General features: G+C 64.7%; 10 protein-coding genes. All 10 read left to right on the top strand.

Annotated elements, in window-relative coordinates; all coding sequences use genetic code 11:
* Nucleotides 1-23: 23 nt before the first annotated feature.
* On the top strand, nucleotides 24-1,331 hold the full coding sequence (locus tag ACDA63_RS18325) for a peptidylprolyl isomerase (protein ID WP_373664736.1): 1,308 nt from the start codon (nucleotides 24-26) through the stop codon (nucleotides 1,329-1,331).
* A 9-nt stretch (nucleotides 1,332-1,340) separates the two neighbouring features.
* On the top strand, nucleotides 1,341-2,339 hold the full coding sequence (gene pdxA / locus ACDA63_RS18330; protein WP_373664737.1) for a 4-hydroxythreonine-4-phosphate dehydrogenase PdxA: 999 nt from the start codon (nucleotides 1,341-1,343) through the stop codon (nucleotides 2,337-2,339).
* Between the two features lie 14 nt (nucleotides 2,340-2,353).
* Nucleotides 2,354-3,286 (top strand): patatin-like phospholipase family protein, encoded by a 933-nt coding sequence (locus ACDA63_RS18335; RefSeq protein ID WP_373664738.1) that lies wholly within the window; start codon nucleotides 2,354-2,356, stop codon nucleotides 3,284-3,286.
* A gap of 5 nt (nucleotides 3,287-3,291) precedes the next feature.
* Entirely contained in the window at nucleotides 3,292-4,086 is a 795-nt protein-coding gene (gene rsmA / locus ACDA63_RS18340) for a 16S rRNA (adenine(1518)-N(6)/adenine(1519)-N(6))-dimethyltransferase RsmA (RefSeq protein WP_373664739.1), read from the top strand.
* A 79-nt stretch (nucleotides 4,087-4,165) separates the two neighbouring features.
* The gene (gene rfbB / locus ACDA63_RS18345) at nucleotides 4,166-5,227 is read left to right on the top strand and encodes a dTDP-glucose 4,6-dehydratase (RefSeq protein WP_373664740.1); all 1,062 of its coding nucleotides are present in this window, start codon (nucleotides 4,166-4,168) and stop codon (nucleotides 5,225-5,227) included.
* Nucleotides 5,228-5,242: 15 nt separating this feature from the next.
* Nucleotides 5,243-6,130 (top strand): glucose-1-phosphate thymidylyltransferase RfbA, encoded by an 888-nt coding sequence (gene rfbA / locus ACDA63_RS18350; RefSeq protein ID WP_373664741.1) that lies wholly within the window; start codon nucleotides 5,243-5,245, stop codon nucleotides 6,128-6,130.
* Nucleotides 6,130-6,678: a dTDP-4-dehydrorhamnose 3,5-epimerase gene (gene rfbC / locus ACDA63_RS18355; protein WP_373664742.1), complete on the top strand. Its 549-nt coding sequence runs from the start codon at nucleotides 6,130-6,132 to the stop codon at nucleotides 6,676-6,678. Before rfbA ends, rfbC begins: the two co-directional genes overlap by 1 nt.
* Nucleotides 6,675-7,565 (top strand): dTDP-4-dehydrorhamnose reductase, encoded by an 891-nt coding sequence (gene rfbD / locus ACDA63_RS18360; protein ID WP_373664743.1) that lies wholly within the window; start codon nucleotides 6,675-6,677, stop codon nucleotides 7,563-7,565. The genes rfbC and rfbD overlap by 4 nt, the downstream gene beginning before the upstream one ends.
* A gap of 67 nt (nucleotides 7,566-7,632) precedes the next feature.
* Nucleotides 7,633-8,649 (top strand): UDP-glucose 4-epimerase GalE, encoded by a 1,017-nt coding sequence (galE, locus tag ACDA63_RS18365; protein WP_373664744.1) that lies wholly within the window; start codon nucleotides 7,633-7,635, stop codon nucleotides 8,647-8,649.
* A 178-nt stretch (nucleotides 8,650-8,827) separates the two neighbouring features.
* A partial coding sequence (locus tag ACDA63_RS18370) for a sugar phosphate nucleotidyltransferase (protein ID WP_373664047.1) occupies nucleotides 8,828-9,201 on the top strand: 374 nt, incomplete at its 3' end.

The following is a 9,201-nucleotide window of genomic DNA, read 5'->3' on the forward strand; positions in this document are numbered from 1 at the left end:
TGTCGCAAACAGAAGATAGAACAATGTCCTTGAACAGACTCCTGCGGGTGGCCCTGGCCCTCCTGCTGACGGCCATGCTGGCGCCGCGCTTCGCGCAGGCTCAACAGCCTGTCGACCGCATCGTCGCCGTCGTCAACGACGAGATCATCACCCAGTCCGACCTGCGCACCCGCGTGACGGCCGCCACGGCCACGCTGAAACGGCAGGGGACGGCGTTGCCGTCGGCGGACCAGCTCGAGCGCCAAGTGCTCGATCGCATGATCTACGACAAACTCCAGTTGCAGGAGGCCGCCAACACCAATGTGAAGGTGGACGACGCGACCCTGCAGCGTGCGTTGCAGACCATCGCCGAGAACAACCGCATGAACATCAATCAACTGCGCGAAGCGGTCGAAAAGAGTGAAGGCGTGCCCTGGGATCGCTTTCGCGAAGACATCCGCAACGAGATCATCCTGTCGCGCCTGCGCGAACGCGACGTCGACAGCAAGGTGGTTGTGACCGACGCTGAAGTCGACGCCTTTCTCGCCAGCCCCGAAGCTGCCGCCGGCTCGCGCGAGGTGCAGATCCAGCACATTCTGCTGCGCGCTCCGGAAGGTGCCACGCCCGAACAATGGGCCGCGTTGCGCAAGCGCGCCGACGAAGTGCAGCGTCAGATCCGCCAGGGCGACGATTTCGCCAAGCTGGCGGCGACCTATTCCGATGCGCAGGACGCCATGCAGGGCGGCATCCTCGATTGGCGTCCCATCGAGCGCCTGCCCGCCATTTATGGCGAGGCGGTGTCGCGCATGAAGCCGGGACAGGTCAGCGACACCATGCAAAGCTCGGTTGGCCTGCACATCGTGCGTTTCGTCAATGAACGCGCCACCACCGAGCAGAAGCAACAGATCGAGCAGACACACGCTCGTCATATCCTGATCCGCACGAGCGACGCAGCGTCCGATTCCGATGTGCGCCAGCGCCTGATCGCCCTGCGCGAGCGCATCGTCAACGGCGTGGATTTCGCCGAAATGGCCCGTACCAACTCGGTCGATGGCACGGCCGCCAAGGGCGGCGACCTCGGTTGGGTGTCGCCGGGCGACACGGTGCCCGAATTCGAACGTGCCATGAATGCACTCAAGGTCGGTGAAGTCAGCCAGCCGGTGCAGTCGCCGTTTGGCTGGCACCTGATCCAGGTGCTGGAGCGCCGTACGGTCGACGTCACCGATGACCGCCGTCGCGCGCAGGCTCGCGACGCCTTGCATGACCGCAAGGCGGATGAAGCCTTTGAAGACTGGCTGCGCCAGTTGCGTGACCAGGCCTACGTCGACGTTCGCCTCGACCAGAACCGCTAAGAGACCGCCATGTCCGCCACGCCCGTCGTCGCCGTCACCAGTGGAGAGCCCGCCGGCATCGGGCCCGAGCTGTGTGCCATGCTCGCGACGCGGGAATGGCCGGCGCGGCTGGTGGTGCTGGGCGATCGAGCGTTGATCGCAGAGCGCGCCGCCGCCATCGGCCTGCACATTGCCGTGCGCCCCTATGTGGCCGGCAGCGTGGCCTTGCCGGGCACGCTCGATGTGCTTGACCTGCCGCTTGCGCGCTCCGCGCGCGCCGGGCAACTCGACGTGGCCAACGCGCACTACGTGCTGCAACTGCTCGACCGTGCCATCGAGGGCTGCCAGCGCGGCGAATTCGCCGCCATGGTCACCGCGCCAGTGCAGAAGAGCATCATCAACGACGCTGGCATTCCCTTCACCGGCCACACGGAATATCTGGCCGAAAAGACCGGCACGGCTCGTGTAGTCATGATGCTCGCCGGACAGACCGGGCAGTCGCGCGAATGGCTTCGCGTGGCGCTGGCCACAACGCATCTGCCACTCAAGGATGTGCCCGCCGCCATTACTCCCCAGGATCTCACGCGCACCCTGCGCATCCTGCACGCTGATCTGCGCGACAAGTTCGGGCTGGCGTCGCCGCGCATCCTGGTGGCGGGGCTCAATCCCCATGCGGGCGAGTCAGGGCACATGGGGCACGAAGAGCTCGACGTCATCGAGCCTGTGCTGACGACACTACGCGCCGAAGGCATGCAGCTCATCGGCCCGCTGCCGGCTGACACGCTATTTACGCCGCATCAGTTGTCCCGTGGGGATGCCGTGCTGGCCATGTTCCACGACCAGGGATTGCCGACACTGAAGTACGCCACCTTTGGCGGCGGCATCAACGTGACCCTGGGCTTGCCCATCATCCGTACTTCTGTTGACCACGGTACGGCGCTGGATCTGGCCGGCACCGGCCGCGCCGATCCGGGTAGCCTGTATGTTGCCGTCGACTGCGCGCTCTCCATGGCGCGCGCCATCCACTGAGTGATCTTCGTTTCATGAAGCGCCGCGAATTCCTGGGCACCGCCATCGGCGGCGCCGTACTGGCTGCGTGTACGACCACGCCGCCGCAAGAGACGCCATCCACGCCTCGCCCCTCCACGGCAGGCCCTGCACCGGCAGCACCAGCCGCTCCCGTTGTGCCGCCACGCAAGCCGCGCATTGCGTTGGCGCTGGGTGGCGGGGCCGCGCGCGGCTTCGCCCACGTCGGCGTACTCAAGGCGCTGGAAACCAACGGCATCGTGCCCGACGCCATCGTCGGCACCAGCGCCGGCAGCGTGGTCGGCTCACTGTATGCAGCGGGCTTCGGCGCGTTCGATCTGCAGAAGCTCGCGCTGCAACTGGACCAGAGCGCCTTTGCGGACTGGGCGTTGTTCGATCGTGGATTCCTCAAGGGCGAGGCGCTCGAACGCTTCATCAACAAGCAGGTTGGCAACAGGACGATCGAACAGCTCAAGCGCAAGTTCGCCGCCGTGGCGACGAACCTGTCGACGGGCGAGGCGGTGATCTTCAGTTCCGGCAATGTCGGCGTCGCTGTGCGCGCGTCCAGCTCCGTCCCGGGCGTGTTCTCGCCGGTCGTCATCGGCGACAAGGAATACGTCGATGGCGGCCTCGTCAGCCCGGTGCCGGTACGTATCGCACGGCAGATCGGCAACGCCGACATCGTGATCGGCGTGGATATCTCGGGTCGACCGTCGGGCCGCAAGAACCAGGGCAGCATCGATGTCATGCTCGATACCATCGCCATCATGGGCAACCGTATCGCGAGCTTCGAACTGCGCGACGCCGACGTGGTGATCCAGCCGGACGTGCGCAGCATGTCGCCAAGCAATTTCCAGCTCAAGAACCAGGCCATCCTCGAAGGCGAGCGCGCGGGCTTTGCTGCCGTGCCGCGCATTCGCGAGAAGATCGCCGCGTTCGCCAAGGGATAGATCGGATGCCGCAAGGACACCAGGCCCGCAAACGTTTCGGCCAGAACTTTCTTGTCGATCCAAACATCATCGGCAAGATCGTCGCCGCCATCGCGCCCAAGCCCGGCCAGACGGTGGTCGAGATCGGCCCGGGGCTCGGCGCGTTGACGCGTCCGCTGCTGGCCGCCTGCGGGCATTTGCATGTGGTCGAAATCGATCGCGACCTCATCGCCCGCTTGCACGAGGAATACACCGCCGAACAGATGACCGTGCACGAAGGCGATGCGCTCAAGTTCGATTTCGGCGCGCTTGCCGCCGAGGTGAACGGCCCGCTGCGGGTGGTGGGCAATCTGCCCTACAACATCTCTACGCCGCTGTTGTTCCATCTCGCCGACGCCGCTGACCGTGTGCAGGACATGACCTTCATGCTCCAGAAGGAGGTCGTGCAACGCATGGTGGGCGAGCCGGGCGAAGAGGCCTACGGGCGCCTGTCGGTGATGCTGCAGTACCGATTCGAGATGGCGCGCCTGTTCGATGTGCCGCCCGGAGCCTTCCGTCCGGCCCCGAAAGTGGTGTCATCCATCGTCTATATGCGCCCCAAACCCATTGAGGCGCTTGATTGCTCGGACGAAAAACTGCTGTCGCGGGTTGTGACCGCGGCATTCGGGCAGCGGCGCAAGACGCTTCGGAATACCCTGCGCGATATCGCCGGAGAGTCGGACTTTTCTGCAACGCAGATTGATCCGGGCGCCCGAGGAGAAACCTTGTCGGTAGCGGATTACGTTCGTCTGACCAACCACTTGGCAGGCGGCATGACATAGATGAACTTACGGACCGAAGGCCGCACTGCCTGCGATAGGTCTGAGGTAAACTGGCAAATTCGCCGTTTAACCCAGAACCATGACTATCCTCGTTACCGGTGGCGCCGGCTTCATCGGCGTCAATTTCGTTCATGACTGGCTGGCTGTCTCCGATGAGCCCGTCGTCAACCTCGATGTCCTGACCTACGCGGGCAACCCGGACAGCTTCGCATCGTTGCGGGGCGACGGGCGCCATATCTTTGTCAAGGGCGATATCTGTGATCGCGAGCTCGTCGATCGTCTGCTCGCCGAACATCGCCCCCGTGCCATTGTCCATTTCGCTGCCGAGAGTCATGTGGACCGCTCGATCCACGGTCCGGGCGAGTTTATGCGCACCAACGTCACGGGCACTTTCACGCTGCTCGAAGCGGCCCGGGCTTACTGGGGCGCACTCGAAGGGGCCGAGCGCGAGGGCTTCCGTTTCCATCACGTCAGCACGGACGAAGTCTACGGTTCGCTGACAGCAGACGCCGCACCCTTCACCGAAACGCATCCGTACGAGCCGAACAGCCCTTATTCGGCCAGCAAGGCCGCGTCCGACCATCTCGTGCGCGCCTGGCATCACACCTATGGACTGCCGGTCACGACGAGCAATTGCTCGAACAACTACGGTCCCTACCATTTCCCTGAGAAGCTGATCCCGCTCATCATCGTCAATGCGCTGGCCGGCAAGCCGCTGCCCATCTATGGCGACGGTCGCCAGGTGCGCGACTGGCTGTACGTGAAGGACCACTGCGCGGCGATCCGAGTGGTGCTGGAGCGCGGCCGCGTGGGCGAGACCTATAACGTCGGCGGCTGGAACGAAAAGCCGAACATCGACATCGTCAACACAGTCTGCGCGCTGCTCGATGAATTGCGGCCCGACGCAGCGGGCCCTTACAGCCGCTTGATCACCTACGTCGCCGACCGGCCCGGACACGATCGCCGCTATGCCATCGACGCCCGCAAGATCGAGCGTGAGCTGGGCTGGCGCCCGGCCGAAACCTTCGAAACGGGCATCCGCAAGACGGTCCAGTGGTACCTCGACAACCAGGCGTGGGTCTCCAACGTGCAGACCGGCGCCTATCGTGAATGGGTCGAGCGCAATTACGTCGCGCGCTGATCAGGCAGGCAAATCATGAAATCGAAGAGAAAAGGCATCATCCTCGCGGGCGGCTCGGGCACGCGTCTGCATCCGGTTACGCTGGGGGTATCCAAGCAACTCGTACCGGTCTATGACAAACCGATGATCTATTACCCGCTGACGACGCTCATGCTTGGGCGCATCAGCGAGGTGCTGGTGATCTCCACCCCGCAGGACACGCCGCGCTTCCAGCAACTGCTGGGCGATGGCAGTGCCTGGGGCATGTCGATCCAGTACGCGGTGCAACCGAGCCCGGACGGCTTGGCGCAGGCGTTCATCATCGGAGAAAAATTCATCGGCGACAGCCCATCGGCGCTGGTGTTGGGCGACAACATTTTCTACGGGCACGCCATGGCCGAACGCCTGCGCGCCGCCGATCTGGCCGATGCCGGTTCCACGGTGTTCGCCTATCCGGTGACCGACCCCGAGCGCTACGGCGTGGTGGAATTCAACGCCGCCGGCCGCGCCATCAGCATCGAAGAGAAGCCCGCCAAGCCGCGCAGCCGTTACGCTGTCACGGGCCTGTACTTCTACGACCAGCAAGTCATCGACATCGCGCGGCACCTCAAGCCGTCGCCGCGCGGCGAGCTGGAGATCACCGATGTCAATCGCGTCTATCTCGACCGCGAGCAGCTCGACGTGCAGGTGCTTGGCCGTGGCGACGCCTGGCTGGATACGGGGACGCACGACTCGCTGCTCGAAGCCGGGCAGTTCATCCAGACACTCGAAAAACGGCAGGGGCTCAAGATCGCCTGTCCTGAAGAGATCGCCTGGCGCAACAAGTGGATCGACGACGCCCAATTGCGCGACATCGCCAAGCCGCTGGCCAAAAGCGGCTACGGTCAGTACCTGCTGCAATTGATGGAAGATCGGGTGTTCTGATGCAGGTCGTCGAGACAGCGATTCCCGAGGTGCTCATTCTCGAGCCCAAGGTGTGGGGCGATGCACGCGGCTTCTTCATGGAAAGCTACAACGCGCACACCTTCGAGGAACTGACCGGCCTGTCCGTCAATTTCGTCCAGGACAACCATTCCCGCTCGCAGCGTGGCGTCCTGCGCGGCCTGCACTACCAGATCGAACAAGCGCAGGACAAGCTCGTGCGCGTGACCGCCGGTCGCGTGTTCGACGTGGCGGTGGATCTGCGCCGCAGTTCTTCGACATTCGGCAAGTGGGTGGGGGTGGAGCTGTCCGGCGAGAATCACCGCCAGTTGTGGGTGCCGGCCGGCTTCGCGCATGGTTTTGTCGTGCTCTCCGAGAGCGCCGATTTTCTCTACAAGACCACCGATTACTACGCGCCGCAGTTCGAGCGCACGCTGGCCTGGAACGATCCGACCGTTGGCGTCGAGTGGCCACTGGAAGGCATCGAACCACAACTGTCGCCAAAGGACGTCGCCGGCAAGCCGCTGGCCGAATGCGAGGTCTACGCATGAAGCTGCTCGTCACGGGCGTGACCGGGCAGGTGGGTTTCGAGCTCGCCCGATCATTGCAACCGCTCGGTGAAGTTGTCGCGGTCGATCGTCACATGGCCGATCTATCGCGCCCCGAGACCCTTGCCGGACTCATCGATCGCGTGCGTCCCGACGTGATCGTCAACCCTGCCGCCTACACGGCTGTCGACAAGGCCGAAGATGAAGAAGCGCTCGCCATGAGCATCAATGGCGCAGCGCCCGGCGCATTGGCTGTCGCCGCCCGGCGTCACAATGCGCTGCTCGTGCACTATTCCACTGACTACGTTTTCGACGGCGGCAAGACTGCGCCGTACCTGCCAGAAGATACTCCGGCGCCGCTCGGCGCCTATGGCCGCTCAAAGCTCGCAGGCGAACGGGCCATTGCCGAAGCAGGCGGCGATTGGCTGGTGCTGCGGACTTCGTGGGTGTACGGGGCCCGCGGCAAGAACTTCATGCGCACCATGCTGCGATTGGCGGGCGAGCGCGAAGAGCTGCGCGTCGTGGCCGACCAGATCGGTGCGCCGACGACTGCCCGCTTGATCGCTGACAGCACGGCACAAATCGTGCATGCTGCAATGCGGCAGCGACAGTCCGGCCAGTTCGAATCGGGCATTCACCATCTGGTGGCCGCCGGCGAGACGAGCTGGCATGGCTTTGCTGAGGCTATCGTTGCGGGCGCCCGCGAACGCCGTCCGGACTCGGTCCGGGTGCGCCGGGTGGTCCCCATTGGCACCGCTGAATACCCGACGCCGGCCCGCCGGCCGGCAAATTCGCGGCTATCGACCGCCTCCCTCGAGCAGCATTTCGGGGTCGTCGTGCCGCCCTGGCAACAGGGGCTGGCGCTGGCGCTGGACGAGACCTTCGATTGACGCTGCCCTGATTTGACTGGCACCCGGCAGGGGCGGGGGCCGTGACACCCTTGCTGGAGTTTTTGCCATGGCATGTATTCTCGTAACCGGCGGCGCCGGCTACATCGGAACCCACACCGCGGTCGAATTGCTGCAAACCGGGCACGACGTCGTGGTGGTCGACAACCTCTGCAACAGCAAGGCCGAAGCCGTGCGCCGGGTCGAAGAAATCGCCGGGCGCAAGCTCGCCGGCTTCCATACGATCGACGTGCGTGACCGCGCGGCGCTGGCCGAAGTGTTCCGCACCCATCGCATCGACGCGGTGATCCATTTCGCCGCGCTCAAGGCTGTCGGCGAATCGGTTGCCAAGCCGCTGGCCTACTACGACAACAACATCGCCGGCACCGTGGCGCTGGCCGAGACCATGGCCGAAGCGGGCGTCAAGACGCTGGTGTTCAGCTCGTCTGCCACCGTCTACGGCGATCCGGCCAGCGTGCCGATCCGCGAAGACTTCCCGACCGGGCCGACCAATCCTTACGGCCGCACCAAGTGGATGATGGAATACGTGCTGCGCGACGTTGCCGCCGCCGACCCTGAATGGCGCATCGCTCTGCTGCGGTACTTCAACCCGGTGGGCGCGCATGAGTCGGGCCGCATCGGCGAGGACCCCAATGGCCTGCCCAACAACCTGATGCCTTTCGTTACCCAGGTTGCGGTCGGAAAACTGCCGCGTTTGCGTGTGTTTGGCGGCGATTACGCCACGCCCGACGGCACTGGCATGCGCGACTACATCCATGTCTGCGATCTGGCTGTCGGCCACGTCAAAGCGCTCGACCGGCTGCGGCAAAGCCCCGGTGTGCTGACGGTGAACCTCGGCACCGGGCAAGGCTATTCCGTGCTGGACGTCGTCCGCGCTTTCGAGCGCGCGTCCGGCCGCCAGATTCCCTTTGAGATCGTCGCCCGCCGTGCCGGCGACATCGCCCAATGCTGGGCCGACCCGGCGATGGCCGAACGGGAGCTCGGCTGGCGCGCCGAGCGCGATCTCGATTGCATGTGCGCAGACTCCTGGCGCTGGCAGAGCGCCAATCCGAACGGCTACAACTGAAGCTGGATGCACCCGACGGCGCAACGCTGGCGCCGTCGCGGGAGGCAGGCAGGAGAACGAGCGAAGATCTTCATCCGATGAAGACTTTCTTCCCAGACCGCCCGACACAGGGCGGCTGATGGCGCGCCCGGCGCGTCTGAGCGGTTCCCCCTTTGCAGTACCCGACAGGAGGTCATTCATGTCCCTGCAACCCGTAATTCTGTCTGGCGGCTCCGGCACGCGCCTGTGGCCGGCCTCGCGCGAACAATATCCGAAGCAACTGCTGGCGCTGACCGGCACGCACACGCTGCTGCAAGAGACCGCGCTGCGGTTGTCCGGCTTCGAAGGCGCGGTGGCCGAGCCAATCATCGTCACCAACGAGGACTACCGCTTCATCATCGCCGAGCAACTGCGCCAGATCGGCTGCCCGAGCAGCCGCATCGTGCTCGAACCGGTCGGCCGCAACACCGCGCCCGCCATGGAGCTGGCCGCCGTAATCGCTGAGCAGGACGGCGACGACCCGGTGCTGCTGGTCATGCCCGCCGACCAGGTGGTGGTCGATGTGGCAGCCTT

This window comes from Uliginosibacterium sp. sgz301328 (assembly GCF_041807905.1).
In the GTDB taxonomy this organism is placed as follows: domain Bacteria; phylum Pseudomonadota; class Gammaproteobacteria; order Burkholderiales; family Rhodocyclaceae; genus JBGVSA01.

Coding starts and splice junctions, on each gene's coding strand:
- ACDA63_RS18325 (WP_373664736.1), top strand. CDS start 24: ATGTCCTTGAACAGACTCCTGCGGGTGGCCCTGGCCCTCCTGCTGACG.
- pdxA (WP_373664737.1), top strand. CDS start 1,341: ATGTCCGCCACGCCCGTCGTCGCCGTCACCAGTGGAGAGCCCGCCGGC.
- ACDA63_RS18335 (WP_373664738.1), top strand. CDS start 2,354: ATGAAGCGCCGCGAATTCCTGGGCACCGCCATCGGCGGCGCCGTACTG.
- rsmA (WP_373664739.1), top strand. CDS start 3,292: ATGCCGCAAGGACACCAGGCCCGCAAACGTTTCGGCCAGAACTTTCTT.
- rfbB (WP_373664740.1), top strand. CDS start 4,166: ATGACTATCCTCGTTACCGGTGGCGCCGGCTTCATCGGCGTCAATTTC.
- rfbA (WP_373664741.1), top strand. CDS start 5,243: ATGAAATCGAAGAGAAAAGGCATCATCCTCGCGGGCGGCTCGGGCACG.
- rfbC (WP_373664742.1), top strand. CDS start 6,130: ATGCAGGTCGTCGAGACAGCGATTCCCGAGGTGCTCATTCTCGAGCCC.
- rfbD (WP_373664743.1), top strand. CDS start 6,675: ATGAAGCTGCTCGTCACGGGCGTGACCGGGCAGGTGGGTTTCGAGCTC.
- galE (WP_373664744.1), top strand. CDS start 7,633: ATGGCATGTATTCTCGTAACCGGCGGCGCCGGCTACATCGGAACCCAC.